The following is a 24,717-nucleotide window of genomic DNA, read 5'->3' as shown; positions in this document are numbered from 1 at the left end:
CTGCCGAGCCTACGCGTGCTCCGGGGCGGTCACCGCGCCGGACCCGGCGGGCCGCGGACCGAGCAGGGCCCGGAGCCGGCCGGGCGGCAGTCCGGCCGCGCGGTGCACCACCCGGGTCAGATGCGCCTGGTCGGTGAACCCCAACTCCTGCGCCAGCAGGGCGAGTCGCGTCTCCCCCTCGGTCAGCCGCTCCAGGGCGAGGGTGACCCGCAGCCGGTTGCGGTAGCGCGCGATCCCCTCGCCGGTGCAGGCCCGGAAGATCCGGCTCAGGTGGTGCGGCGAACAGCCGACCGCCCGGGCCAGCTCGTCCAGCCCGAGCCCGAGGTCCGCCGCCAGCGCGGCCCGTGCGGCGTCCACCAGGCGACGGCGCGCCGCGTCCCGGACCGGCCGGCCGCTCTCCACCCTCGCCGGCGCCAGTGCCGTCAGCACCTCGCCCGCCAAGGTGACCGCACGCTCGGCGAGTTCGAACGGGTCCGCGCCGCCGCGCGCCCGGACGACGAGCATCCGGTGCGCCAGTGCCATCCGCGGCGTGGTGAACACCAGCCCCTGCGGCACCTCCGGGTCGCCGCCCAGCAGTTCGGCGGTCCGCGGCTCGGAGAGCACCAGCTCGGTGTAGAGATCACCGCCGCACGGATGCGCGAACTGCTGCTCGGAGCCGACCCGTTCGACATACACGCAGGCCGGGTCCAGCACCTGGTCGACCCCGTCGATCCGCCCCCGGAACATCCCCCGCCGCACCATCACCAGCCCGAACACCGGCGCCGGCCGCAACTCCGTCCACCCCTCCGGCGGGTCCTGGCAGGACACGTCGGCGACACACAGGTCGTCCCCGTTCAACAGGGTCGCACGTTCGACCGCCATGCCAGCACCCTACTCGCGGGGCGACCCGCTGTCGTCGTCCGTCACCGGCCGTCCAGCACCTCGGAGTTCGGCGCCAGCCGGAGGCCGGCCAGGACGAGGAAGTCCACCAGGTCGATCGCCCCGCCGCGGCTCCCGTCGTGCCACCGGGCGAGCAGGCCGGAGCCCTCCTCGTCCCAGGTGTCCGGATCCGGGCCGCCGGGGAAGTGCTCGACGCTGCCCTCGCCGTGCCGGTAGCGGAAGTACAGGTACCGGCCGCCGGTCGTCCAGGCGTTCCACTGCGAGGGGCTGCTGCTGCAGGTCCACACCACTCGCGCGAGCGCGGTGTCCTCGTGGAGCCGGGCCTCGACGCCGCCCAGGTGCTCCTCGGGACCGACGACCAGCAGCGCGCCGTCCAGACCCAGCAACCGGACACGTCCGCCCTCGAAGCCGAGGGCCAGCCCGGCGGTGAAGGCGGTTCCGGTGGGCAAGGCGGTCCCGGAGGGCAAGGCGGTCCCGGTGGTCGTGGCGGTCCCGCCCTCCCGGTACTCGATCGTGCTCACCGACCGGATCGGCCGCCCGAGGAAGCGCGTCAGCGGCAGATCCGCCGGATCGGTGGTCGTGCCCGCCCCGGCGGGCACTCCGGTCACGTCGGCGGCCCGGAACGACAGGCCGGTGCCGGGCGAACGGACGAGCACGGGCCCGAGGTCCTCCAGATGGAGCCACAGGTGCGACAGCTGCGGCGCGGTGGCGGACTGCCGGTCCTGGAGGGCGGCGGTCACCCGGGTCAGGCGGGCGCCGACCAGGTCGGCGGCCGACACAGGCTCCTGGTCGATCATCCGGCGATGCTCGCACGGTGCTTACCCGCGCGCCAACGGATTCCACAGGTGCGAACGGATTGCACAAGAAACGACAAGCCGCCGGGGCGGGCGCGGCGGGACAGTGGAACCGGTCGGCGCCCCGTACGGGGGTCGGGGCGCCGACCCCGAGTCATTGAGTCGCTCTTCGGCCCCCGCTCAGTCCGCGTCCCCTCCGAGGAGTCCCGATGAACGATCCGACCGTTCCCACCGTCCCCTTCGCCGAAGACCCCGGCTCTGGCTCCGGCCCCGGAGCCGGACCCGAGGCCGTGTCCGACCGGCCCGGGCGCCGCCGGGTGCTGCGCGGCGCGCTCGCCGTCGCGGGCGCGGTGGCGCTGCGCCCGCTCGTCGCGGCAACGCCCGCCGCCGCCGAGCCCGCCGAGCCCGCCGGTTCCGCCGCGTCGGCCGGTGCCGTCGTGGTGCGGCGGTTCGGCCGGTACGAGGTGCTGGCGCTGCTCGACGCCCACGGCCCGTTCCCCGGCACCGCACAGGCCGCCTTCCCCGACGCGACGGCCACCGACTGGGAGCGCGCCCGCCGCCTCGACCCGGCCGCCTTCGGCCCGAACGACACCTGGCAACTCGACTTCCGCTGCTACGCCGTCCGCCGCCCCGGCGGCCGGGTCACCCTGGTGGACACCGGTATCGGCCCGGTCGGCAGCCCGGCCTCCGGCTGGGCGCCCGTCCCCGGCCGGCTGCCCGCCGTCCTGGCCCGGACCGGGATCGCCCCGGCGGACGTCGAAGCGGTGGTCCTGACCCACCTCCACGAGGACCACTACGGCTGGTCGGTCACCCCCGAGGGCGTACCGGTGTTCCCGAACGCCCGCTACGTGGTGCAGCACGCCGAGGTCGCGGCGCTCGGCCCGACCCGGACGGCACGCACCTACGTCGTCGAACCGCTGCTGCGCGCCGGACAGTTGCACGAGGTCGACGGCCGCACGGTGCTCGCCGGCCGGGCCGGTCCCGGAGGCGGCGCGATCACCCTGCTCCCGACCCCCGGCCACACACCGGGCCACCAGTCGGTCCTGGTCGACGGCGGCGGGGACCGCCTGCTGCTCACCGGCGACGTCCTGGTCCACGCCGTCCAACTCGCCACCCCCGCCGTGCGCTACCTCTTCGAGGCCGACCCGGACACAGCCCGCCGCACCCGTGAAGAACTCCTCGCCGAGGCCCGCCGCACCGGCGCGCTCCTCGGCACCGCCCACCTCAACCACCCCTTCGTCCGCCCATGGCCCCCGAGCGGCCACACACCCCCGCACTGACACCGCGGCACTGACACCGCCCGCGCAGCCGAAGCGGTCGACGAGGAACCCGCCCCGCCCCCGGGGTAGCCTGCCTGATCATCGATCTGGGGGCGGGCTCGTGATCCAACTTCCCGAGGGGTCATGGTGGGACTGGGACGTTGTCGAATGGAATGCCGGGCGGTTGAGGCTGGGCGCTGGCTCCGACCTGTCGTACCACCACGGTCTGGAGCTTGTCTTCAGCGACCCGCTCTTCGTCACCTGTCCCGCCGCATTCCAGGATCCGACCTTCCGTGAGCCGACACCGGAAGAGGTGCGGGTGGTCTCGCGGCAGACCGGCGAGATCCCTGCGCTGGTGGTCGCGTTCGAGGCCGACGCGGGGGGCCCGGAGCCCGCTGCCGGGCTGATCGCAGCCGGCGGCCTCGAAATCGTCCAGGGAACCGTCTTCCGGTACTGGCGGCCGAGTCCCGCGCCCGGCGAGCGCCTGGCCCCATGGGTGCAACCTCCCGGGGCGTAGGCGCCGGTCGCCCGGCCCGGACGGCCACCGCACCGGGATCTCGCCGGCGTGCCGGGCGGGCAGGTGCTCGCGTCGAACCGGCATCACGGTCACCGGCACCGTCCACCACGGAGGCCCGGAGACCGACCGGGCCCACCAGGCGCTCTTCGAGAGCCGACCCGAGGATGCCCGGTCGCGCTCCGGAGCTCGCCGACCTGCGGTTCCGCGGGCCCGGAGCCGCCCGGGCGGGCGCGGAGCGGTCGCCACCTGCAAGGAGCCCGGTATCGCGGCGTTGCGGCGGAGGGTGCGCTCTGGCGGGACGGTCCGGGGTGTGGTCCCATCGCGAGTGGGCGCGTGGGGGTGCCCGTGTCGAGAGGGGTCCGGTTCGTATGGACGAGCAGCCGTTCCGCACCGCCGAGGTCGAGAACGCCCCGGTCGTGGTCGCCCCGGACGGTGCTACCGTCCGGCCGTTGCTGACCCTGGACGGCCTCGGCAGTCAGGCCGTCTTCGAACTCGCTCCCGGTGTTGTCACCCGCGCCGTCTCCCACGCCACCGTGCAGGAGCTCTGGTACGTCACGGCCGGCCGGGGCCGGATCTGGCGGCGGCAGTCCGGCCGGGAGTCCGTGGACGTCCTGCGGGCGGGAACATCGGTCTCGGTACCCCTGGGAACGGCCTTCCAGTTCCGTGCCGATCCGGACAGCCCCGGCCCGCTGCGCATTGTCGCCATCACCATGCCGCCCTGGCCGGACGGCTCCACCACCGAAGCCCGTCCCGAGGACGGCCCCTGGCCTCCCACCGTCGGCTGACGCGGACGGATGCGGACGGATGCGGCCGGCGCCCCCGTGGGAGCGGGGGCACCGGCCGGTCGGAGGCTTCGCGGTGTGCGGTGTGCGGTGTGCGGTGTGCGCTGGTTCGCGCTGGGCCTCGGGGCGGGGTCAGACGGGGAGGGTCAGCTCCTGGCCGGGCTGGATGAGGTCGGGGTCCTCGCCGAGGACCGCGCGGTTCCGGTCGTACAGCGCCTGCCAGCCGCCGGGGACCTGCAACTGCTCGGCGATGCTGTCGAGGGTGTCGTCGTCGCGCACCGTCCAGGTGGCGGGGCCCCCGGGCGGGGGAGGGGCGGCGGGGGTGCCGGGGGTGGGCGTCTCCGCCCGTTCGGCGGCCGAATCGACCGGGGGGCGTTCGCGGTCGCGGTCGGCGCGGGCGCCGCAGACCGGCCACGGGGTGAGCCCGCGTTGTTCGGCGAGGGCGTTGGCGACGGCGATCTGCTCGTCCCGGCTGGCCAGGTCGGCGCGCGGGGCGTAGCGGAGGCCGCCGGTCTCCTCCCAGGTCGGCTCGTCGAACTGGAGGCCGCCGAAGTAGCCGTTGCCGGTGTTGATGTGCCAGTCCCCGCTGCTCTCGCAGGCGGCGACCCGCTCCCAGTCGATCACTGTCCCCCGATCGATGCCCGCTCTGCCTCCTGAGCCCGGTGGCGCGGCGTGCGCCGCGGCGGGGGCGGCGAGGACGGCGGCCAGGGTGCACACGGCGGTGGGGAGCAGGCGGCGCAGGTGCGCGATGGGGGGCATCGGCGGCTCTCAGGTCCGGGGGCAGGGGCGCGCGCCGCTCGGGAGCGGCGCGTTCCCACCGACGCACGCCGGGCCTGCCGAATCCCCGCCGACACGTCGAGCAGGTCACCCGCCCGGCTCCGCGTCGCCACCCGGGCGGCTCCCGTCCCACCGGTCGGGCCGGCCCTTCGGGACGTCCGACCGGATCGTCGGGCCCGGTGACGGTGCTTACGTGGTCGAACGCGCACGAACCCTTTCGAGTCGATGTGCGGCATTGGAGTGGATTTTCGACCGATTTCGAGGGCCCTCGCTCGTGCGTCTGTGCGAGTCGCCCGTGCCCGTCCTGCTCGGCCGGAGGCCGCGCCGGACGCCTTGTCGAAGGCTTGCCCGACGCCCTCCCGGACTGTCCCCGTGTGCCTGTCCCCGGACGAACGACGGCCCCCCGGCGCGAGCGCCGGGGGGCCGGGGAGGAGCAGCGTGGAGCAGGTGGAACTCCGCAGGTCAGCCGCGCTTCTCGCGCTCGGCCGCCGCAGCGGCCTGCTGGCGCTGCTTCTCCTCCTTCTCGTGCTTCTCCTTGACGCGCACGGACTCCTTGCGGACCTCCTCCTGGATCGTCCGCTCGCGCCGGAGCCACTCCGGGTTCTCCTCGCGGAGCTCCTCGATCTGCTCGGTGGTGAGCGCCTCGGTGATGCCGCCGCGCGCCAGGCCGGACGCGGAGACGCCGAGCCGGGTGGCCACCACGGAACGCGGGTGCGGGCCGTTGCGGCGCAGGTCCTGGAGCCACTGCGGCGGCTCGGTCTGCAGGGCGGTGAGCTCCTCGCGGGAGATCACGCCCGACTGGAAGTCGGCAGGGGTGGCGCCGAGGTAGACCCCGAGCTTCTTCGCCGCCGTCGCCGGCTTCATGGTCTGCGTGGTCTTCTGCTTGAGCGATGTCATGGTCACCAGGGTAAGCGAGCGGCCGACGCCCGCTGTCACGGTCGGTAGCCTTGGGCGGGTGACAGAGATGCAGGTGACACCCTCGTTCCGGTTGGCGTACGTCCCGGGCGTGACCCCCGGCAAGTGGGCGCGCGTCTGGTCGGAGCGTCTCCCGGACGTTCCGCTCGCCCTGGTCGCGGTCGAAGCCGCCGACGGGGAGCCGACGCTGCGCGCGGGCGACGCGGACGCGGGGCTGCTGCGGCTGCCGGTCGACCGGACCGGTCTGAGCGCGATCCCGCTGTACACCGAGACGACGGTGGTGGTGTTCCCCAAGGACCACTGGCTGGCGGCGGCCGAGGAGGTCACTGTCGCGGACCTCGCCGACGATGTGGTCTTCCACCCGCTCGACGACACCCTCGAATGGGAGCAGCTGCCCGGGCGGCCCGCCATCGAGCGGCCGGCGACCACGGCCGACGCGATCGAGCTGGTCGCGGCCGGGGTCGGGGTGCTGCTCGTCCCGCAGTCGCTGGCACGCCTGCACCACCGGCGCGACCTCACCTACCGGACGATGGCGGACGCCCCGCAGTCCCGGATCGCGCTGTCCTGGCCGGAGGAGCAGACCACCGACCTGGTGGAGGAGTTCATCGGCATCGTCCGGGGCCGCACGGTCAACAGCTCGCGCGGCCGGGGCCAGACGGCCGCGACCTCGGCCGAGGTCCCGGCGGCGAAGTCCGCCCCGGGCCGTACCGGCGGCTCGAAGGGCGGCACCGGTGGGGCGAAGGGCGGCACCGGCAAGGGCGGTGCGGCCAAGGGCGGTGCCCCCAAGGGCTCGGGCAAGCCGGCCGCGGGAGGCCGCGCCACCGCCGGTGGGCGCGCCCGGGGTGGTTCCGGATCGTCGTCCGGTGGCGCGGCGGCCGCCCGGCGCGGCCGTCCGAAGCGTCGCGGCTGACGTTCCCCGCCGCCGGCCGTGCCGGGTGGGTGCGCCGGCCGGCGGCCCCGGCGGCCCGGCGGCTGTACGGCCCCTCGGCCGGTCAGGCGCTCCGGGGTGCGGTCAGGGTGTTCAGCAGGGCGGCGCCGCGCTCGGCGTCGTCCACGCTCACCGCGAACTCCGCGCCCTGTCGGGGCCGGATCACCAGGCACTCGCCGCGGCGCAGCATGACCGTGGTGCCCAGGCCGCTCAGCCGGTAGCCCCAGCCGCCCACCTGGGCCGGGGTGCGGGTCTCGGCCCGGGCCGAGACGATCTCCTCCGGATCCCAGTGCCGGGACGGCCGGCCGAGCGGGCCGAACGCCACATCCAGGCCGCGCTCGGTCACCCGCGCCTGCACCGAGGAGCAGCCGAGCCCCGCCAGCGCGACGACCGCCAGCGGTGCGGCCGTCGCCCAGGCCGCCCCGCCCAGCCCGGCGAACCCGGCCAGTGCCGCCCCCGCCGCGCCCAGCCCGGCCACCGCGGCCAGCAGTCCCAGCCAGGGATTGACCGCCCGGGAGAGCCAGACGGCGCGCTGCCCCTCCGGCAGGTCCAGGCGGGGGCCGTCGGCGGCGGTCGCGGTGAGCGGCCCCGGGCCCTGCGGCCGGGCGAGCCACCAGGCCAGCGCGCCGGCCGCGACCGCCGCCACCAGGACCAGCAGCACCTCGGCACCCAGCGGCCGGGCCTCCTGCCAGGTCGGCCGGTCCAGGTTGGCCGAGACGATCGAAGCCTGCGCGCCTGTCAGCAGCGCACCCCCGAAGCCGAGCCCGACCGCCGACCAGGCCTTCCCCTGCTCCCCGCCGCGCCACCGGGCGACGGCGGCCGCCGTGACCGAGGCCGCCCACAGTGCGGCGGGGAAGCCCACCGCGGCCGCGAACGACATCGAACCGTCCGCTCGTGTCCCGTTCCAGTGCGTGGCCAAGGGCTCCGGCAACCGGTCACGCGCCACCCACGGCAGCCCGAGCAGCAGCGCCAGCACCCCGAGGGCGAGTGCACCGAACGCGAGCAGTCCGATCGCCCGGGCCGCCGCGTCCTTGCGGGCGTTGCGCCCCTCCTCCTGCGAAACCTTCTTCACTCCAGCCCCCTGATCATCTCGACGAGCTCCTCCCGGCTGAAGCCTGCGTGCGCCGCGTCCGCGACCAGCCGACGCGCCGCGTCCAGCAGTTCGGCGCGACGGTCGGCACCCAGGGCGACGCTGATGCCGCGTCCCCGGCGGAACTCCAGTACTCCTTCGTCCCGCAGTGCGCGTAGTGCCCGCAGCACCGTGTTCGCGTTCACCCCGAGCGCCCGCGCCAAGTCCCGCGCGGGCGGCAACCGCTCCCCGGGCACGCATTCGCCCTCAGCGACGGCCCGCCGGATCGCTCCGGCAACCTGCTCGTGCAATGGCCGGGAGTCCCCGGCCTCCAGCTTCAGCAACATGGTGCTAGTGAGAGTAGCACCATCGCGGAATGATGCCAGTGCCGTCGGCGGCCGGTTGCGCGACCGGTGGTGGCCCCGCTCAGGTGGGTTGTTGGCCGTTGGGTGGGTTGGCTGGTGGGTCGGGGATTCCGGGCAGGGCCGCATCGGGAGCGGATCCTCGCTCCGGGCGTCCAGCAAGTGCGGCGGCCGATCGGAAGGCCCCGGGACCGAGACGTCCGATCACGGCGACTGTCCGGGTGACCTCACCGTCGCCGCGGTCGAGCAGCACCCGGGAGTGGGCGACGGCGCCCGACAAGAACCGGAGCTGCCGTCGCTTCGCTGGCGAACGCGGCGAAGTCCGGCATCACGCAAGGTCCTTGCCCATCAGCGTGCACGCCGCCTCGTACCGCCGGAGTGAGCCGTCCTCGGCCTCCACGTCCCAGGATTCGAGCTCGCGGCCGAAGGCCCGGTAGCCCAGGCGTCCGTAGTGGGCGAGGGCACGCGGGTTGCTCTCCTCGACGGCGAGTTCGGCGCGGGTCGGGCCCCTGGTGACGATCCGCTGCTCGGCGGAGCGGACCAGCAGTGTGCCGATCCCGCAGGACTGGAGGGCCGGGTGGACGCCGAGCTGCCAGAGCGTTCCGGCGCCGGGCCTGACCGTGTAGTCGATGCCGCCGACCCCCACCGGGAGCCCGACCCGCGTGCAGACCGCCAGGTAGTCGACCTCGCCCGCTTCGGCGCGGCGGATCTGGTGGACCAGCTCGCGCACGTGCTTGGGAGAGCCGGCCCAGCCGCAGGACGGCAGGTCCACCTCGGTGAGGTCGCGCACCGACAGGTGCAGCCTGATCCCGCTCATCGCCGCCTCCCTGTGACTCCTGCGACTTCGGCAAGTGACCGTCCCCCATTCCAGCGAGCTGGTCCCGGCGCCGTCCAAGGGGTTTCGGCCCGGCCCATGGCCCCATGTCCTGCCCGGTCCAGGCCGCCCTCCGGGCCGCCGGGTCGGCCTCCTGACGAAGCGCGCGAGGCCGCTGCCCGACCGCTTCGGCGGTGCCCGGGTGGCCACCGGCGGGGAGTGGCTCGGGCAGCGGATGCCTCCCTGCGCGGTGGAAGGCCGCCGTTCTGTCCGGAACTCAGTCGCGGAGCGCACGGCGGGCCGTCGTGGTGAGCAGGGCGACAGTGAGAAGGGACAGGGTGACGGCGGTGACCAGGACGGGGGAGGGGCCGGCGGGGTGGCCGGCGCGGCGGACGGCGCCCATGAAGTCGGCGGCGGCGATCTGGTTCACCACCAGGTACCAGAGCGGCAGGTAGAGGGCTTGGAAGAGGCGGTGGGTGCGGGAGAGGGTGCCGAGGGCGAGGGCGAGCGAGGGGATGAACAGGGCGCCGGCCGACCAGGCCGCCACCCCGGCGGCGTCGCCGGCCGCGGCGAGCCGGACCAGGACACCCGCGCCGATCAGGGCGGTGAGCAGCACCCCGGCGGCCCATTCGGCGAGCAGCCGGGCGCGGGCGGCCGGGTAGGCGCGGAGCAGAACCTCCAGGTCGTTCTCGGCCGAGCGGCTCCCGAGGCGGGACCAGAGCAGTACCGGCCAGACCCAGGCGGCGGGCAGCACCGCGCCGACGCCGGTGTCCGGTGGCACGGAGAGCCCGGCCAGCACCAGGCCGGCCGCCCCGAGCCACCACCAGCGCGAGCCGTCGGCGAACAGGATCCGCGCCTCACCGAGCAGCAGCCGACCGTAGTGGGAGCCGAACCGGGAGCGGGACCGGCGGTAGGCGGGCGAGGCGAGTCCGGGTGCGGCCGGCGGCGCGACGCGCGGAGCCGCCGTGTGGACAGGACCAGGGACGGGCGCGGGAAGGGGGGCAGGCGCCGTGCGGTCGGGGTGCCGCTCGGCAACCCTGGCGCGCGCGGGGTCGAAGCGGGTGAACCAGGCAGCCGGCAGCGCGGCCAGCGCCACCGCGAGCAGGACGAGCAGCAGCCGCTGGGCGACGAACCCGGTCCCGAAGTCCGCGCCGTCCCAGTGGAACGCCTCCAGCGGGGAGTCCATTCTGGTCAGACCGAGGCTGAAGTCGTCGCCGCCCAGGTCGACGCCGCGCGCGGCCAGCGTGTCGCGCAGCGAGTCGGCCACCGGGCCGAGGCCGAGTCCGCCGAAGGGCGCGCCCGGTGCCTCCCCGGCGATCAGGAGGGCCGGTGCGAAGGCGAACCAGGTGACATTGCCCAGCCCCCCGCGCAGCAGCGGCACCGTCTCGAACAGGACGGCCAGTGCCGCGGTCGCCGCGAGCAGCGGCAGTGTCAGTACCAGGAACGGCGTCAGCAGCGCGATCGGGTCGAGCGCGCGGTCCTCGCCCCGGACCAGTTGCAGGGCGGGCGCGGTGAGTGCGAGCAAGCCGAGCATCGAACCGAGCACCAGCAGGTTTCCGAGGAACTTCGCCAGCATCAGATCGACGTTCCGCAGCGGGGCCGCGGCCAGGAGCTGGCCGACCCCGGTCTCCTCGTCGCGGCCCAGGCCCTTGCGAACCACGTAGAACCCGCCGAGGGTGAGCCACAACGCGCCCGCCAGCGCGGTCGCCGCGCCGACGTACGCGCTGTTGTACTCCCCCCGGTAGGAGCCGAGCGCGAGGATCGCCCAGTGCCCGTCGGTGGGCGGGACGGCGAGCAGGCCCAGGCCCACCGCGGCCAGGAGCGTCACCGCGTAGGCGGGGCGGCGGATCCGGTCCCGGAAGTCGCCGAGCGCCAGCCGGCCGATCCGGCTCACCGGGCCGGGCCGCTCGGACCCACCGGCGGTGGGGCCCGGAGCACGGTCGGTCGGCGCTCGGGACCCGTCCGGGCGGGACGGGTGAAGAACGCTCCCGGTCATCGCCGCACCCCCGCACGGGCCGCGGCGGCCGACGGGGCGAAGGCGGGCCCGTCGGGCACCGACCGGACCAGCCCCAGGTAGGCGTCCTCCAGGTCCGGCGCGACCTGCACCGCCTCGGCGGTCGGCGGCACGTCGGCGAGGAGCCGCAGCCGCACCCGCCCGTCCCCCGCGCGCACCATCCGGCTCACCACGAAGTGCTGCTGCACGGCCGCCACCGAGCCCGCGTCCACCAGGACCTCCCACACCCGGCCGGCCTGGCCGCGCAGCAGTTCCTCCGGACCGCCCCGGCGCAGCAGCCGCCCGCCGGCGAGGACCGCGATGTCCCCGGCCACCGACTCGATGTCGGAGACGATGTGGGTGGACAGCACCACCACCCGGTCCTCGGCGAGGGTGCTCAGCAGGTTCCGGAAGCGCACCCGCTCCTCCGGATCGAGGCCGGCGGTGGGCTCGTCGACGACGATGACGCTCGGGTCACCGAGCAGCGCCTGGGCGATGCCGACCCGCCGCAGCATGCCGCCCGAGTAGGCACCGAGCGGCCTACGCACCGCCTCGGTCAGGTTGACCAGCACGAGCAGTTCCTCGATCCGGGCCCGGGCGGCGCGGGCGGGAAGCCCCTTGGCGGCTGCCAGGTAGGACAGGAACTCGCGCGAGGTGAGGTGCGGGTGGACACCGAAGTCCTGCGGGAGGAAGCCGAGCTCGCGCCGGAGCAGATCGGGGTGGGCGAGCACGTCGGCCCCCCGGTAGGTGATCCGTCCGGAGGTGGGCCGGGTCACCGTGGCGACGATCCGCATCAGCGAGGACTTGCCCGCGCCGTTCGGTCCGAGGAGACCGAGCAGCCCGGGCCCGAGCCGCAGTGAGAGGCCGTCGACGGCGTGCTTGCCGCCCCGGTAGACCTTGCTGACGTCGGTCAGTTCGAGGTGGGGTGTGACATCGGATCGGCTCATGTGCCCCTGCTCCGTTCTCCCGGTCGTGGGTGGGGATGGTGACTGACGGCGACCAGCCTTCCCGGTCGGCAGCGCCCTGCCATCTGCCGATCGGCATAGATCCGGCGCCTTTTTTCGGAGCGAGAACCTGCCGATCGGCACAGGTTGGCGCCCGGGGGCGAGGGCAAAGTTCTGAGCGAGGGCGACGGGCGCCGACCTGCGAGGTCACCGGTGTGCCGAGCCTTGACAGGTGGTTCGGGCACTGGATTACTTGGCTCCGGCCAGGGCCGACCGAATGGTCGGTAGCGATTTCTGAAGGAGGCACGATGAGCGGCGGAGCGACGGATCCGGGTACGCCCGTGGGTCCGGGCGGAGAGGTGCGGGCGCCGGTGCGTCTCGGCGAGGCACCGCCGGCGGAACTCCTGGACGCCGGCGAGCGGATGACCGCCGAGGAGCTGCGGGCGCACCAGCTCGAACACCTGCGGGCCACGCTGCGCCACGCCTACGAGAACGTCGAGCTGTACCGGCGGAAGTTCGACGCGGCCGGTGTGACACCCGAGGACTGCCGCACCCTCGCCGACCTCGCCCGCTTCCCCTTCACGACCAAGGCGGACCTGCGCGACACCTACCCGTTCGGCATGTTCGCCGTCCCGAAGGAGAAGGTCCGCCGGATCCACGCCTCCAGCGGGACCACCGGCCTGCCGACCGTGGTCGGCTACACCGAGCACGACCTGGACGTCTGGGCGGACGTGGTGGCCCGCTCGATCCGGGCGGCCGGCGGGCGGCCCGGCCAGACGGTGCACATCGCCTACGGCTACGGCCTGTTCACCGGCGGGCTGGGCGCGCACGCGGGTGCCGAGCGTGCCGGGTGCACCGTGATCCCGGCGTCCGGTGGCATGACGGCCCGCCAGGTCCGCCTCATCCAGGACCTCCGGCCCGAGGTCATCATGGTCACCCCGTCCTACCTGCTCACCCTGCTGGACGAGTTCGAGCGGCAGGGCGTCGACCCGCGCGGCACCTCGCTGCGGATCGGAGTCTTCGGCGCCGAACCGTGGACGGAGGAGATGCGGGCCGAGATCGAGCGGCGGATGGACATCCACGCCGTGGACATCTACGGACTCTCCGAGGTGATGGGGCCGGGTGTCGCGCAGGAGTGCGTGGAGACCAAGGACGGCCTGCACATCTGGGAGGACCACTTCTACCCGGAGATCGTCGACCCGCTGACCGACGAGGTGCTGCCGGACGGCGAGGGCGGCGAACTCGTCTTCACCTCACTCACCAAGGAGGCGCTGCCGGTCATCCGCTACCGCACTCGCGACCTCACCCGGCTGCTGCCCGGCACCGCGCGCCCCGCGTTCCGCCGGATGGCCAAGGTGACGGGGCGCAGCGATGACATGATCATCCTGCGCGGGGTCAACGTCTTCCCGACCCAGATCGAGGAGATCCTGCTGCGGGTGCCCGCCGTCGCACCGCACTTCCTGCTGCGGCTGACCCGACGGGGCCGACTGGACCACATGACGGTGCGGGTCGAAGCGCGGCCGGACGCCGGACCCGGCCAGCGCGAGGAAGCCGTCGGGGCGATTGTGCGAGGGGTGAAGGACGGCGTCGGGGTGAGTGTGGACGTCGAGGTGGTGGACCCGTACACGCTGGAGCGTTCGGTCGGCAAGATCCGCCGGATCGAGGACCTCCGGGAGGGTCGAGGGGAGGGGCAGAAGTGAGCTGAGGCGCGAGGTCCGCTGGTGGCACCAGCCCGTCGGGGCCATGCCTCAGCACCCCTGGCCGGACTCCACATTGAGAGTCATCTGCTCCAGGACGGCGACCGCGGTCCGGTACTCCTCGGGGGAGACGCCGGCGACCGAGGCTTCGCGGAAGGCGGCGACACGCTCGCCGACCCGGGAGAGGCGAGCGCGGCCGTCCTCGGTCAGGGCGAGGTGCTCCGCCGCCGGTCGGACGACCCAGCCGTTGGCGAGAACGGTGGCGATGACGTCGGCCAGTTCGGCGGGTGAGGCGTTGGCGGTCAGAGACATGCGGACGGTGGTGTCGGTGGCCTGTGGGTCGGCCTCGAGGACGTTGAGCACCTGCCAGGTCAGCCGGGTGAGGCCGGATCCGGCGAGCATGGCGTTCATGGTGGTGGTGAGGGCCAGGTCGGTGCGGTTGAGCCAGTAGCCGATGGGTTTCACGTCGTTCTCCCGAGTCGGTTGTGACCTTGAGGACTGTGCCGGTTCAGGCCCGGGTGAACGCGGCGGTGTTCTCGTGGGCCCACTGGCGGAAGGTCCGCGCGGGGCGGCCGAGAAGGGTCAGGGTGGTGTCGTGAACGGGAGCGGGCCCATGGGTCGCGGCTTCCCAGAGGTTGAGCAGGGAGGTGACGACAGGAGCGGGCATGTGACGTCCCATCTGTTCCTCGGCCTCGGCGCGGGTGATCCGCTCGACCACGATCTCGCGGCCGAGGGCCTCGGCGAGGACGGCGAGCTGCTCGCGGAAGGTGAGTGACTCGGGGCCGGTCAGGGTGGGCGCGGAGCCGGTGAGGGAGCCGCCGGCCAGGGCCTCGGCGGCGATGTCGGCGAGGTCCTCCGGGTGGACGGGTGCGATGTGAGCATCCGGGTGGGCGAGTTGGATCGGCAGGCCCTGGCCGATGAAGTACGCCCAGCCGAGGGAGTTGCTGGCGAAGGCATCGGGCCGCAGGAAGGTGCAGTTGAGGCCGGAGTCGGCGAGCGCGCGCTCGACGAGAAGGCTGTGGCTCGCGAGCGGGTCGTTCTCGGCATCGGGGCCGAGCACGGAGGACGAGGAGAGCAGGACGACGTGTTCGACGCCGGCCGCTTCGGCGGCCTCGGCGAACGCGTGGATGCCGGCGGGCTGGGGATAGAGGAAGACCTGCTGGACGCCGTGCAGCGCGGCACCGAACGCCTCGGGGTGGTCGAGGGCGAGCTCGGCGCGCTCGACGCCGTCGGGGACGGTCAGGTCGCCAGGGCGGGCGCTGGCGGCGCGCACGGAGTGCCCGGCGGCGTGCAGGCGGGCGATGACGCCCTGCCCGACCTTGCCGCGAGCGCCGGTGACGAGGGTGGTGGTCATGGGGAGGAGTCCGTTCGTTTTCGTCGAGTGGTGAGGGCCGACGGGCCCAAGTGAGCTAACCTCAGCAGGATAAGTGCTCGTCCACATATGCATGATGTCTTGCACACGTTTTCATGTCAACACATGTCTTCGTCGGTTCACGCATGCGGATAGGCTGGCCGCATGACGACGAAGCCCGGTCCGGGTGAGGGCGAGGACCTCCTGAACGCCGTGGGGCCGGCCTTCGGGCGGCTGCGGCGCTCCTCGCTGCTCGATGTCGAGGACCCGATCTCCCAGAAGGACCTCAGTCGGACGCTGGTCCTGCGGGTCATCCAGGACGTCGCGCGTCACGACGGCCGCGAGGTGACCGTCGGCGCCGTCGCCGAGCACCTGGGCGTCGATCCCTCGGTGGGCAGTCGCATGGTGTCCGACTGCATCTCCGCCGGCTATCTGGTCCGCGCCGCCTCCCAGCAGGACGGCCGCCGGACAGTCCTGCTCCTCAGCCCCGAGGGCGAGGACCTGATGGAGCGCTTCCGCCAGTACCAGCGTTCGGCCTTCGAGCAGATCACCGCCGAATGGCCCGAGAGCGAGCGACTGGAGTTCGCCCGCCTGATGGTGAAGTACGTCGAATCCCAGGACGCCCTGAGCACCCGCGTCCGCCGCACCCCTCGCTGACACACCCGCGCCCCGCGACCCAGGTGTCGCCGTCCGCGCTGTCGGGTGTCCTGGGTCCGTTCCCCGCCGAGGGCGTCACCGCGGGAGCGCCGAAGGCCGTCCAGGTCGCCGGTGGCACCTGTGGCACAACTTCCCCTCGGCGAGGCGGCCGAGCGGGCAGTCGCCCGCCACTGGCACTGCCTTCCCTGACCTGAAAACGGTAGAGATCATGGTTGACATGAATGGCCGGCCCAAGCAGGACGCGGCCGATGCCAATAGCGTTCCTCGGCCCAAGTGGAGCGAGGAGATTAGCCTGCAGACCATCGATGCGGCAGGTCTGGTTCGTCACGTCAGCATCTGTCTCGGCGATCCTTCCATGGCTCTGATCGAACTCCTCGATGCCGGCTCACGTACGGAGTTCAGTGGGACCGACTATCTCGACTGCCTCGCTCAGGCCCGGCGACAACTGGAACGTGATGGCCGCCTGCTGTGCTGCCAAGGGGCTCGGCCCAATGTTCACCCCTCCGGACAACTACGGCAGTTCACCAACGGGCGAGAGGCATATGTTCACCACTCGGAACTGTCGAGTGGAGCCCTTGGGACAGTCGACATATTCGCCCCGGCATCCCCCGAAGACGTCGTGAACCTCGACGAGCAGCGAGCGGCGACCATCGGCTTCTGGAGCGCCAGGCACCCGGCAAACCAGCTCTGACCACCTTCCGCTGCGGTGGTACAGCGTGAACCTCCACGGGGCTCGGGTCGGAGCCGAAGCCGCCGAAAAAAGCCAGGAGGGTGAGGCGTGGTCGTGCGATGTCTACGATGAGGTCATGAGCGGGAGCCTCCAAGTATCAGGTGCACATGGCTCGCAGGTGGCCGAGGGGGATGAACGGCTGGATGTCGCTGCCGGGATCCTTGCTCTGTTGGCCGACCGGACCCGGCTCGCGCTGCTGCAGCGGCTGAGTGAGGGGGAGGCGGATGTGACGACGCTGACCGAGGCGGCCGGTGCGGCGCGTCCGTCGGTCAGCCAGCACCTCGGGAAGCTCCGGCTGGCCGGGCTGGTGTCCACGCGCAAGGACGGGCGCCGGGTCGTGTACGCGTTGCGGCACGGGCATCTGCGGCGGCTGGTGCAGGAGGCGCTGAGCGTGGCCGATCACCAGATCAGTGGGCTGCCGCCGCACGACTGAGCTGCGCCGCGTCATCCCTTGCGGGTGTTCGTCGGGGAGTCTTCTTCTTCCCAATAGGTGCACGCGTACGCACATGTTGTCCTATCCTGGAAGGGACCCCACCGGCCCGCGCCGCCTCGGCGCGCTCCGCACGAACGGAGTCCCCGATGCTCTCCGTCCTCCGCAACCGCACCTACCGGCACCTGTTCGTCGCCCAGGTCGTCGCCCTCGCCGGGACCGGCCTGGCCACCGTGGCGCTGGGCCTGCTCGCCTACGATCTCGCCGGGGCCGACGCCGGGTCGGTGCTCGGCACGGCGCTGGCGATCAAGATGGTCGCCTACGTCGGAATCGCTCCGGTCGTGGCCGCGCTCGCGCACCGGATCCCGCGCCGACGGCTGCTGGTCGCCGCCGACCTGGCCCGCGCGGGTGTGGCGCTCGCGCTGCCGTTCGTCGGTTCGGTGTGGCAGGTCTACCTGCTGATCTTCGTCCTCCAAGCGGCTTCGGCCACCTTCACCCCGGCCTTCCAGTCGGTGATCCCCGATGTGCTGCCCGAGGAGCGCGACTACACCCGGGCGCTGTCGCTCTCCCGGCTCGCGTACGACACGGAGACCCTGGTCAGCCCAGTACTGGCGGCCGCGTTGCTCGCGCTCGTCGGCTACCGGTGGCTGTTCTGGGGGACGGTGATCGGCTTCCTCGCCTCGGCGGTCCTCGTCGTCTCGGTGGTCCTGCCCGCCGCGGTCCTGGCCGCGCGGAGCAACCCCGTCCCGGCCCATGGAGGCACCGGCGCGCGTTCGGTCGGCGCGCGTTCCCTGGCCGGGATCCGGCTGTTCCTCTCCGTGCCGCGCCTGCGGGCGCTGCTCGCCCTGGACCTCGCGGTGGCCGCCGGCGGCGCCATGGTGATCGTCAACACGGTCGTCTACGTCCGCGAGGAGTTGGGCCGCCCGGCGAGCGACGTCCCGCTTGCCCTCGGCGCGTACGGCGGAGGCTCGATGCTGGTCGCGCTGCTGCTGCCCCGGGTGCTGGACCGGGTCGCCGACCGAACGGTGATGCTGCCGGCCGCCTTCGCGGTCGCGGGTCTGCTCGCCGCCCTGGCGGTCGTCACCACGGCGGGCGGCGGGGCGTGGCGCTGGCCCGCGCTGCTCGCCCTGTGGGCCGGGCTCGGCGCGGCGGGTTCGCTGATCCTGACGCCAGGTGGCCGCCTGCTGCGGTCCGCCGTCCCGCCGGCCGACCTCCCGGCGGCCTTCGCCGCGCAGTTCTCGCTCACCCACGTCTGCTGGCTGCTCGCCTATCCGCTGGCCGGCTGGCTCGGCGCCACCGCCGGGCTCCCCGCCGCCACGGTCGCCCTCGCCGTCCTCGCTCTGGCCTCGGCGGGCCTGGCGGCCCGGGTCTGGCGCACCGGGACCACGGCCGCCCGGCCTGTCACCGGCGCAGTGCCGGACGCCGCGCCGGCCGTCGTGACGGTCCGCCCCCACCACCGCCAGGCCCGTCGGCCCGTCCACCGGCGCCCGCTGCACGCCCCGTCCGGTCGTGCCCTGGTCCGGCATCACCACCACCGCCACCCCGCGGCCCCCTGAGGGTGACCGCCCGCAGCGCCCCCGGGAGCCTTCGCTCCCGGGGGCGCTTCACGTCCTGCCACCTTCCTCATGCCCGCACTTTGCAAAGTGTGACTTTGCAAAGTGCGGGAAAGGGCTGCCTGTAGCGCGCTGAGCTGCTGGTACGTCATCGGTGCTTTGCAAATAGCTCCTCTTTGCAAAGTGCCGAGGGGGAAGCGCGAGGACGTAAAGGCCCGCCGCGGCGCAGCCGCGGCCCGCCCCCGGTCCGGGCCGTCCGCACGTCGACGGTCCGGGTGACGCCCGCCCGTCGAAGTCGTTGCCCCAGACAGGTGGGTGCGGTCCGCGCCGACTTCTAGGCTGGTCCGCGAGTGCCGGTGGGCGGGAGGAAACGTTGGAAGGCCAACGGGCCGAGCCGCGCAGCGTGAAGCGCCCCGCCGGGCACGGGAGGAGCGGCCCTTGCGCCCGATCGGAGGCTGATTCCGGAATCGGGGTGGCCTCCGGGCTCCAATGTTGAATCATGTTCGATATTGTTTGTTCATGTGGTTGAAGGGAAGCCCCAGGAGAGGGAGCACGTCATGGCCCCAACGGTGACCGACGCGACCGGCCAGCCCGGCGCGAACGGATCGGCAGGCGCGAGCGGAACGGCCGCTGCAAGCGGAACGACCGGTACCGCCGCGTCGGCAGGCTCGAGCGCTCAGGCCGGCGCAGGTGCTCAGGCCGGTACGAGCGGGCAGGCCGGTGCGACGACGAGGACGGTCACCGAACTGGCCGACGGCCGCGAGCTGATCTACTACGACCGGGGCACGCCGCCCACCGCCAGGGCCGTCGCCGACCTGCGTCCGCTGGACGCCGTCGCGCCCTCCTCGGAGGTCCGGCAGGATCCGATGACCGGCGCCTGGGTGACCGTCGCCGCCCACCGGCAGGCGCGCACCTACCACCCGCCGGCCGACGAGTGCCCGCTCTGCCCCAGCCGCGAGGGCCGGCTGAGCGAGATCCCGGCCGGCGACTACCAGGTGGCCGTCTTCGAGAACCGCTTCCCCTCCCTCGCGGGCGAGCCCGGCACCCACCCGGTGCTGGCGGCCCTCGACGACCCGCTGCACAGCCGCGGGCCGGGCATCGGCCGGTGCGAGGTGGTCTGCTTCACCGCCGACCACGACGCCTCCTTCGCCGACCTCGACGAGGACCACGCCCGCCTGGTGCTGGACGCCTGGACCGACCGCACCGCCGAACTCTCCGCGCTGCCCGGCGTCCGGCAGGTCTACTGCTTCGAGAACCGCGGCACCGAGATCGGCGTCACGCTCGCCCACCCGCACGGCCAGGTCTACGCGCTGCCGTTCGTCCCCCCGCGCACGGCCAAGATGATCGACCGGGCCGCCCGGTACCGTGCCGCCACCGGCCGCAACCTCTTCGACGACCTCGTGGCCGCCGAGCGCGCCTCCGTCGGCAGCGGCTCCGTCGCCAGCGCCTCCGCCGACAGCCCCGCCGGCAACTCCCCGAGCGACTACCCCGAGGACAGCCGGGTCGTCCTGGCGGGGGAGCACTGGACCGCCTTCGTGCCCTTCGCGGCCCGCTGGCCCTACGAGGTCCACCTCTTCCCCAACCGCCGCGTCCCCGACTTCACCGGGCTGAACGAGGACGAGCGCGCCGAGTTCCCGCGGATCTACCTCGACCTGCTGCGCCGCTTCGACCGGCTGTTCGGTGACGGCGAGCGGCAGGTCCGCGCGCCCTACATCGCCGCCTGGCACCAGGCTCCGGCCGGCCACGAGGACGAACTCGCCCTCCACCTGGAGCTGTTCACCGTCCGACGGACGGCGGACAAGCTCAAGTACCTGGCCGGCACCGAGTCCGGCGTGGAAGCCTTCATGAACGACGTCGCCCCGGAGTTCGCCGCCCGGCGGCTGCGCGAGGTCGGAAAGGCCCCCGCAGCTGCTTCGACCCCCGAGACAACCGACGACACGACCCCCGAGACGACCGCCGAGGAAGCGCAGCGATGACCCCCACGTCCCCCACGCCCCCGTCCGCCGCCTTCGAGGAGCTCTACGGCCACGCCCCCGAGGGCGTCTGGGCGGCGCCCGGCCGGGTCAACCTGATCGGCGAACACACCGACTACAACGACGGGTTCGTCCTCCCGATCGCCCTCCCGCAGGCCGTCCGCGCCTACGCCCGCCGCCGCGCTGACGGCGTGCTGCGCCTCGCCTCGACCCGGGTCCCCGGCGAGGTCGTCGAGCTGGACGTCGCCGGGCTGGCCCCGGGCGGCGTGTCCGGCTGGGCCGCGTACCCCGCCGCGGTCGTGTGGACGCTGCGCGAGGCGGGCCACGCGCTCGGCGGCGCCGACGTCCTGCTCGACAGCGACGTGCCCGGCGGCGCCGGCCTCTCCTCCTCCGCCGCGCTGGAGTGCGCGGTCGCGATCACCTACAACGACCTGTACGAACTCGGCCTGGAAGCAGCCGAACTGGCCCTGGTCGCGCAGCGCGCCGAGAACGACTTCGTCGGCGTCCCCTGCGGGATCATGGACCAGATGGCCTCGATGGCCTGCACCGCCGGGACCGCCCTCCACCTGGACACGCGCGACCTCTCCGCCCGGTACGTTCCGCTCGACCTGGCGGGTTCGGGCCTCACCCTCCTGGTGCTCGACACCCGGGTGCAGCACGACCTCGCCGACGGCGCCTACGCCGCTCTGCGGGCCGGTTGCGAACGCGCAGCCGCGCTCCTGGGGCTGCCGGCGCTGCGGGACCTCTCCGCTTCCGACCTCCCCGCCGCCCTGGACCGGCTGCCGGCCGAACTGGTCCCGCTGGTCCGGCACGTGGTGACCGAGAACGGCCGGGTCGAGCAGACCATGCAGGAGCTGGAGCAGCACGGTCCGGTCGCCCTCGGGCCGATCCTCACCGCCGGCCACGCCTCGCTGCGCGACGACTACCGGACGTCCTGCCCGGAGACGGACCTCGCCGTCGCCGTCGCCGTCGCGGCCGGGGCGCTCGGCGCGCGGATGACCGGCGGCGGCTTCGGCGGCTCGGTGATCGCCCTGACCCGTACGGCCGACGCGGACGCGGTGGCCAAGGCGGTCACCGAGGCCTTCCTGGCGGAGGGTTGGGCCGAGCCGCACGTCTACCGGGCCGTGCCCTCCGCAGGCGCCCGCCGGGAGTCCTGACCGCTCGCGCCGCGCCCCCGCGACCCCGCGACCACGCCTGTGCCGCGACCCCGCCGCGACCCCCGCCCCCGCCCCCGCCGCGACCCCGCGACCGCGTCCGCCCCCGCCGACCCCCGGCGGGGGCGGACGCACGTCCGGCCATCGCCGGATCCTCGCCAGGGTGGTCCCGCCGGACCCAGGGTCGGAACGGGCCTGGTCCGGCCGACTGTCCGGCGGCGAGGCTGGGCACATGACCAACAACCACCGGAACACCCCCACCACCCCTGCCGGCGAGATCACCCCGGCCGCAGGGAACAACCCCACCGCCCAGGATCAGGACTTCGACGGCCGGACCGTGCTGGTCACCGGCGGCACGAGCGGCATGGGCCTCGCCACCGCGCGGGTGCTGCTGGAGCGCGGCGCCAACGTGGTGATCACGGGCCGCGACGACGCCCGCCTCGCCCGCGCCGAAGCCCGACTCGCCGAGGCCGCACCGGCCGGAGCCGGACTCGCCGCAGGCGAGCGGGTGTTCGCGGTACGCGCCGACTCCGCCCGCCCGGCCGACCTGGCCCGGTTGGCCGAGCGGGTGGGGGAGCGGTACGGCCACCTGCACGGGGTGTTCGCCAACGCGGGGGTCGGTGTCTTCGAGAACTCGGCCGAGGTGACCGAGGAGAGCTTCGACCGCACCGTGGACGTCAACTTCAAGGGCGTCTTCTTCACCGTCCAGCACGCCCTGCCGCTGCTGGAGCAGGCCCCGGGCGGTGGCGCCGCGATCGTCCTCAACGCCTCCTGGACCCTGCACCGCGGCCTGCCCAACGCCCCGGTGTACGCGGCGACCAAGGCCGCCGTGCACAACCTCGCCCGTACCCTCGGCAGCGAGTTCGCCGGGCGCGGCGTCCGGATCAACTCGGTGAGCCCGGGCTACATCGTCACCGGGATGTTCCACGAGGTGATCACCGAACCGGCCCAGCAGGAAGCCGTGCGGGCACGGGTGCCGCTCGGCCGGCTCGGCGAGGCGGCGGACGTCGCCGAGACCGTCGCCTTCCTGCTCTCGCCCCGGGCCGCCTACATCACCGGCCAGGACATCGTGGTGGACGGCGGCGTGGTGGCGGTCGCGAGTCCCTGGTGACGCGCGGTTCCCCGGCTCCACCCCGGTCTGCCTGGTCCTGGCAGGGCCAGGCAGACCGGGCGCCGAACGGACAGAATGACGGCATGAGCGCGAACCGAACGAGCCGCCCCGACCCCACCCCCGGCACCGCCGTGAGCGCCGTGACCAGCGCCGTCCCCGGCATTGCCACCAGCGTCGGCGCTGCGAGCGGCCTCGCCGAGTTCCTGCGCACCCGCCGCTCCCGCCTCCGCCCCGAGGACGTCGACCTCCCCGACTTCGGCGGCCGCCGCCGGGTGGCGGGCCTGCGCCGCGAGGAGCTCGCCCAGCTCGCCGGTGTCAGCGTCGACTACTACACCCGGCTCGAACAGGGGCGGGTCGGCAACCCCTCCGACGCCGTGCTCGACGCCGTCGCCCGCGCGCTGCGCCTCGACCCCGAGGAGGCCGGCCACCTGCACCGCCTCGCCCGCACCCGCCCGACCCGGGCCGGTGGCGCCGGAGGTACCGGTGGCGCCGGTCGCAGCCAGGCCCGGGGGGCCGCCGCCCTGCAGAAGGTGCGGCCGTCGATGGTCCGGCTGCTCGACGCGATGCCCGACGTCCCCGCCGTGGTGATGGGCCGCCGGATGGACATCCTGGCCTGGAACAGCGCCGCTGTCGCCCTCCTCGGCGACTACGGGACACTCGCCCCCGCCGAGCGGAACATCGCCCGGATCACCTTCCTCGACCCGGCCTCGCGCACCCTCTACGACGACTGGGTGGCCTGCGCGCGCGAGAACGTCGCCTTCCTCCACCTGGAGGCCGGCCGCCGCCCCGACGACCCCAGGCTCGCCGAACTGATCGGCGAACTCTCGGTGCGCAGCCAGGAGTTCCGCCAGTGGTGGGCGGAGCACCCGGTGCGCGACAAGACCTCCGGCCACAAGGTGTTCCACCATCCGCTGGTCGGCCGGATGGAACTGGTCTACGACACCCTCCGCTCCGCCGACGACCCCGACCAGGCCCTGGTCACCTACACCGCCGACCCCGGCAGCCCCTCCGAGGACGCCCTGCGCATGCTGATCTCCTGGGAGGCCGACCGCATCGCCCGGCCCCGCTAGGGCGTTTCTTTCCGATCATCGGATCGTTGGTCTGGTCGTGCCGTTGAGTGACGCGCAGTGGGCGCGGATAGAGCCGTTGTTGCCGGACCGGACGCCGAAGCGGGGCGGGCGGTGGCGTGATCACCGGGAGGTGATCGACGCGATCGCGTGGAAGTTCCAGACCGGCTCGCAGTGGGTGCACCTGCCCGAGAAGTACGGCTCGTGGAAGGGCGCCTACACCCGGCTCCGGAACTGGGCGATCGACGGAACCTGGGAGCGGGTCTTCACCGCCCTGCTCGCGCAGGCCGACGCCGAGGGCGACCTGGACTGGGTCGTGGCGGTCGACTCCACGATCGTTCGCGCGCACCAGAACGCGGCCGGGGCCCGTCAAAAGGGGCCCCGACCGACGAACCCGCCCACCACGCCGTCGGACGTTCCCGCGGCGGGCTGACCACGAAGATCCATCTGGCAGCGGACAGCCGCTGCCGCCCGTTGTGCTTCGTGCTCACGCCCGGCCAGGCCGGCGACGCGCCCGCGTTCGAGCACGTCATGGCCGCCCTGCGCGTGCCCAGGCCGGTCGGACGACCACGCACCCGGCCCCTCGTGGTCCTGGCGGACCGGGCCTACTCGTCGAGGGCCATCCGCGAACACCTGCGAAGGCGCAGCATCCGGGCGGTGATCCCGCAGCCCGCCGACCAGATCGCCAACCGCAAACGCAAAGGCTGCCGAGGCGGTCGCCCTCCGGCCTTCGACCGAGAGGCCTACAAACAGCGCAACACCGTCGAACGGTGCATCAACCGCCTGAAGAACTGGCGCGGCCTGGCCACCCGCTACGAGAAGACCGCCACCGTCTACCAGGCCGGACTCCACATCGCAGGCATCTTCATCTGGTCCGCCCGCTGATCCAAAAGAAAGGACCTAGCCTTCAGGCTCCTGGCCTCCCGACGGCTTCGGCCGTCCCTTCGGCCGTCCCTTCGGC

The 24,717-nt window shown here is 73.8% G+C and carries 25 protein-coding genes; 14 read left to right on the top strand and 11 right to left on the bottom strand.

The features are described from left to right. Positions 1-9 precede the first annotated feature (9 nt). Together IF01_RS0128555 and IF01_RS50320 are read right to left on the bottom strand one after the other, a co-directional pair. Positions 10-861, bottom strand: coding sequence for a helix-turn-helix domain-containing protein (locus IF01_RS0128555; protein WP_030396447.1), 852 nt, complete (start codon positions 859-861; stop codon positions 10-12). A 41-nt stretch (positions 862-902) separates the two neighbouring features. Continuing rightward, positions 903-1,676, bottom strand: a complete 774-nt coding sequence (locus tag IF01_RS50320; protein WP_244215654.1) for a hypothetical protein — start codon at positions 1,674-1,676, stop codon at positions 903-905. Positions 1,677-1,882: 206 nt separating this feature from the next. Here IF01_RS50320 and IF01_RS51155 point away from each other — a divergent pair, with 206 nt between their 5' ends. From IF01_RS51155 to IF01_RS0128535, 3 genes are all read left to right on the top strand, one after another. Then, on the top strand, positions 1,883-2,953 hold the full coding sequence (locus tag IF01_RS51155) for an MBL fold metallo-hydrolase (protein ID WP_078880384.1): 1,071 nt from the start codon (positions 1,883-1,885) through the stop codon (positions 2,951-2,953). Positions 2,954-3,053: 100 nt separating this feature from the next. Beyond that, positions 3,054-3,449, top strand: a complete 396-nt coding sequence (locus tag IF01_RS0128540; protein WP_157855376.1) for a hypothetical protein — start codon at positions 3,054-3,056, stop codon at positions 3,447-3,449. A 368-nt stretch (positions 3,450-3,817) separates the two neighbouring features. After that, complete coding sequence (locus IF01_RS0128535) at positions 3,818-4,234, top strand: cupin domain-containing protein (protein WP_051756403.1); 417 nt, start codon at positions 3,818-3,820, stop codon at positions 4,232-4,234. Positions 4,235-4,363: 129 nt separating this feature from the next. Here IF01_RS0128535 and IF01_RS51150 read toward each other — a convergent pair whose 3' ends face one another. Together IF01_RS51150 and IF01_RS0128525 are read right to left on the bottom strand one after the other, a co-directional pair. Then, on the bottom strand, positions 4,364-4,990 hold the full coding sequence (locus IF01_RS51150) for a LysM peptidoglycan-binding domain-containing protein (RefSeq protein WP_078880383.1): 627 nt from the start codon (positions 4,988-4,990) through the stop codon (positions 4,364-4,366). Positions 4,991-5,470: 480 nt separating this feature from the next. Continuing rightward, a complete protein-coding gene (locus IF01_RS0128525) occupies positions 5,471-5,905 on the bottom strand; it encodes a DUF5997 family protein (protein ID WP_030396441.1) in 435 nt (144 codons plus the stop codon). A gap of 58 nt (positions 5,906-5,963) precedes the next feature. Between IF01_RS0128525 and IF01_RS0128520 the strand changes: the two genes are divergently transcribed. Continuing rightward, on the top strand, positions 5,964-6,833 hold the full coding sequence (locus tag IF01_RS0128520; protein WP_375341005.1) for a LysR family substrate-binding domain-containing protein: 870 nt from the start codon (positions 5,964-5,966) through the stop codon (positions 6,831-6,833). A gap of 82 nt (positions 6,834-6,915) precedes the next feature. Here the strand turns inward: IF01_RS0128520 and IF01_RS0128515 are convergent, their stop codons facing one another. The 5 genes from IF01_RS0128515 to IF01_RS0128495 form a co-directional block, all read right to left on the bottom strand. Further along, on the bottom strand, positions 6,916-7,923 hold the full coding sequence (locus IF01_RS0128515) for a DUF1648 domain-containing protein (protein ID WP_106981244.1): 1,008 nt from the start codon (positions 7,921-7,923) through the stop codon (positions 6,916-6,918). Next, on the bottom strand, positions 7,920-8,267 hold the full coding sequence (locus IF01_RS0128510; protein WP_030396438.1) for a GntR family transcriptional regulator: 348 nt from the start codon (positions 8,265-8,267) through the stop codon (positions 7,920-7,922). The genes IF01_RS0128515 and IF01_RS0128510 overlap by 4 nt, the downstream gene beginning before the upstream one ends. A 343-nt stretch (positions 8,268-8,610) precedes the next feature. Continuing rightward, a complete protein-coding gene (locus IF01_RS0128505; protein WP_030396437.1) occupies positions 8,611-9,099 on the bottom strand; it encodes a GNAT family N-acetyltransferase in 489 nt (162 codons plus the stop codon). Between the two features lie 274 nt (positions 9,100-9,373). Next, positions 9,374-10,981, bottom strand: a complete 1,608-nt coding sequence (locus IF01_RS0128500; protein WP_445972087.1) for a hypothetical protein — start codon at positions 10,979-10,981, stop codon at positions 9,374-9,376. Positions 10,982-11,088: 107 nt separating this feature from the next. Next, on the bottom strand, positions 11,089-12,036 hold the full coding sequence (locus IF01_RS0128495; protein WP_051742110.1) for an ATP-binding cassette domain-containing protein: 948 nt from the start codon (positions 12,034-12,036) through the stop codon (positions 11,089-11,091). A gap of 305 nt (positions 12,037-12,341) precedes the next feature. Between IF01_RS0128495 and paaK the strand changes: the two genes are divergently transcribed. After that, entirely contained in the window at positions 12,342-13,733 is a 1,392-nt protein-coding gene (paaK, locus tag IF01_RS0128490) for a phenylacetate--CoA ligase PaaK (RefSeq protein WP_030396434.1), read from the top strand. A gap of 48 nt (positions 13,734-13,781) precedes the next feature. Here paaK and IF01_RS0128485 read toward each other — a convergent pair whose 3' ends face one another. After that, on the bottom strand, positions 13,782-14,195 hold the full coding sequence (locus IF01_RS0128485) for a MarR family winged helix-turn-helix transcriptional regulator (RefSeq protein WP_030396433.1): 414 nt from the start codon (positions 14,193-14,195) through the stop codon (positions 13,782-13,784). A gap of 43 nt (positions 14,196-14,238) precedes the next feature. Next, the gene (locus IF01_RS0128480; protein ID WP_030396432.1) at positions 14,239-15,084 is read right to left on the bottom strand and encodes an NAD(P)H-binding protein; all 846 of its coding nucleotides are present in this window, start codon (positions 15,082-15,084) and stop codon (positions 14,239-14,241) included. Between the two features lie 162 nt (positions 15,085-15,246). On the opposite strand from IF01_RS0128480, the gene IF01_RS0128475 reads away from it, so the two are divergent. The 9 genes from IF01_RS0128475 to IF01_RS45990 all read left to right on the top strand — a co-directional run bounded on the left by IF01_RS0128475 (position 15,247) and on the right by IF01_RS45990 (position 24,641). After that, complete coding sequence (locus IF01_RS0128475) at positions 15,247-15,738, top strand: MarR family winged helix-turn-helix transcriptional regulator (RefSeq protein ID WP_030396431.1); 492 nt, start codon at positions 15,247-15,249, stop codon at positions 15,736-15,738. Between the two features lie 208 nt (positions 15,739-15,946). Next, positions 15,947-16,429 (top strand): hypothetical protein, encoded by a 483-nt coding sequence (locus tag IF01_RS48545; RefSeq protein ID WP_157855375.1) that lies wholly within the window; start codon positions 15,947-15,949, stop codon positions 16,427-16,429. A gap of 115 nt (positions 16,430-16,544) precedes the next feature. Then, positions 16,545-16,901: an ArsR/SmtB family transcription factor gene (locus IF01_RS0128470; RefSeq protein ID WP_030396430.1), complete on the top strand. Its 357-nt coding sequence runs from the start codon at positions 16,545-16,547 to the stop codon at positions 16,899-16,901. Positions 16,902-17,047: 146 nt separating this feature from the next. Then, positions 17,048-18,454: an MFS transporter gene (locus IF01_RS0128465; RefSeq protein ID WP_051756395.1), complete on the top strand. Its 1,407-nt coding sequence runs from the start codon at positions 17,048-17,050 to the stop codon at positions 18,452-18,454. Positions 18,455-19,008: 554 nt separating this feature from the next. After that, positions 19,009-20,427 (top strand): galactose-1-phosphate uridylyltransferase, encoded by a 1,419-nt coding sequence (locus IF01_RS0128460; RefSeq protein ID WP_078880382.1) that lies wholly within the window; start codon positions 19,009-19,011, stop codon positions 20,425-20,427. Further along, positions 20,424-21,581, top strand: a complete 1,158-nt coding sequence (galK, locus tag IF01_RS0128455; RefSeq protein WP_030396427.1) for a galactokinase — start codon at positions 20,424-20,426, stop codon at positions 21,579-21,581. Before IF01_RS0128460 ends, galK begins: the two co-directional genes overlap by 4 nt. Before the next feature lie 229 nt (positions 21,582-21,810). Further along, a complete protein-coding gene (locus tag IF01_RS0128450; protein WP_078880381.1) occupies positions 21,811-22,689 on the top strand; it encodes an SDR family NAD(P)-dependent oxidoreductase in 879 nt (292 codons plus the stop codon). 83 nt (positions 22,690-22,772) lie between these two features. Further along, positions 22,773-23,759 carry an MmyB family transcriptional regulator gene (locus IF01_RS0128445; protein ID WP_078880380.1) on the top strand — a complete coding sequence of 329 codons (987 nt, stop codon included), beginning with the start codon at positions 22,773-22,775 and terminating at the stop codon, positions 23,757-23,759. A gap of 31 nt (positions 23,760-23,790) precedes the next feature. Next, a protein-coding gene (locus IF01_RS45990) for an IS5 family transposase (RefSeq protein ID WP_375341007.1) occupies positions 23,791-24,641 on the top strand; the annotation gives its coding sequence in 2 pieces (ribosomal slippage) (positions 23,791-24,127 and positions 24,127-24,641; 852 coding nt in all). Positions 24,642-24,717: the final 76 nt, after the last annotated feature.

Source organism: Kitasatospora purpeofusca, assembly GCF_000718025.1.
GTDB lineage: Bacteria > Actinomycetota > Actinomycetes > Streptomycetales > Streptomycetaceae > Kitasatospora > Kitasatospora purpeofusca.
Note: the sequence above shows the minus strand (reverse complement) of the source record. Positions and strands in the feature narration are given on the sequence as shown.

Coding starts and splice junctions, on each gene's coding strand:
- IF01_RS0128470 (WP_030396430.1), top strand. CDS start 16,545: ATGAGCGGGAGCCTCCAAGTATCAGGTGCACATGGCTCGCAGGTGGCC.
- IF01_RS0128505 (WP_030396437.1), bottom strand. CDS start 9,099: ATGAGCGGGATCAGGCTGCACCTGTCGGTGCGCGACCTCACCGAGGTG.
- IF01_RS51155 (WP_078880384.1), top strand. CDS start 1,883: ATGAACGATCCGACCGTTCCCACCGTCCCCTTCGCCGAAGACCCCGGC.
- IF01_RS0128480 (WP_030396432.1), bottom strand. CDS start 15,084: ATGACCACCACCCTCGTCACCGGCGCTCGCGGCAAGGTCGGGCAGGGC.
- IF01_RS0128525 (WP_030396441.1), bottom strand. CDS start 5,905: ATGACATCGCTCAAGCAGAAGACCACGCAGACCATGAAGCCGGCGACG.
- IF01_RS0128445 (WP_078880380.1), top strand. CDS start 22,773: ATGAGCGCGAACCGAACGAGCCGCCCCGACCCCACCCCCGGCACCGCC.
- IF01_RS0128475 (WP_030396431.1), top strand. CDS start 15,247: ATGACGACGAAGCCCGGTCCGGGTGAGGGCGAGGACCTCCTGAACGCC.
- IF01_RS0128460 (WP_078880382.1), top strand. CDS start 19,009: ATGGCCCCAACGGTGACCGACGCGACCGGCCAGCCCGGCGCGAACGGA.
- IF01_RS50320 (WP_244215654.1), bottom strand. CDS start 1,676: ATGATCGACCAGGAGCCTGTGTCGGCCGCCGACCTGGTCGGCGCCCGC.
- IF01_RS0128510 (WP_030396438.1), bottom strand. CDS start 8,267: ATGTTGCTGAAGCTGGAGGCCGGGGACTCCCGGCCATTGCACGAGCAG.
- IF01_RS51150 (WP_078880383.1), bottom strand. CDS start 4,990: ATGCCCCCCATCGCGCACCTGCGCCGCCTGCTCCCCACCGCCGTGTGC.
- IF01_RS0128465 (WP_051756395.1), top strand. CDS start 17,048: ATGCTCTCCGTCCTCCGCAACCGCACCTACCGGCACCTGTTCGTCGCC.
- IF01_RS48545 (WP_157855375.1), top strand. CDS start 15,947: ATGGTTGACATGAATGGCCGGCCCAAGCAGGACGCGGCCGATGCCAAT.
- IF01_RS0128535 (WP_051756403.1), top strand. CDS start 3,818: ATGGACGAGCAGCCGTTCCGCACCGCCGAGGTCGAGAACGCCCCGGTC.
- paaK (WP_030396434.1), top strand. CDS start 12,342: ATGAGCGGCGGAGCGACGGATCCGGGTACGCCCGTGGGTCCGGGCGGA.
- IF01_RS0128450 (WP_078880381.1), top strand. CDS start 21,811: ATGACCAACAACCACCGGAACACCCCCACCACCCCTGCCGGCGAGATC.
- galK (WP_030396427.1), top strand. CDS start 20,424: ATGACCCCCACGTCCCCCACGCCCCCGTCCGCCGCCTTCGAGGAGCTC.
- IF01_RS0128495 (WP_051742110.1), bottom strand. CDS start 12,036: ATGAGCCGATCCGATGTCACACCCCACCTCGAACTGACCGACGTCAGC.
- IF01_RS0128555 (WP_030396447.1), bottom strand. CDS start 861: ATGGCGGTCGAACGTGCGACCCTGTTGAACGGGGACGACCTGTGTGTC.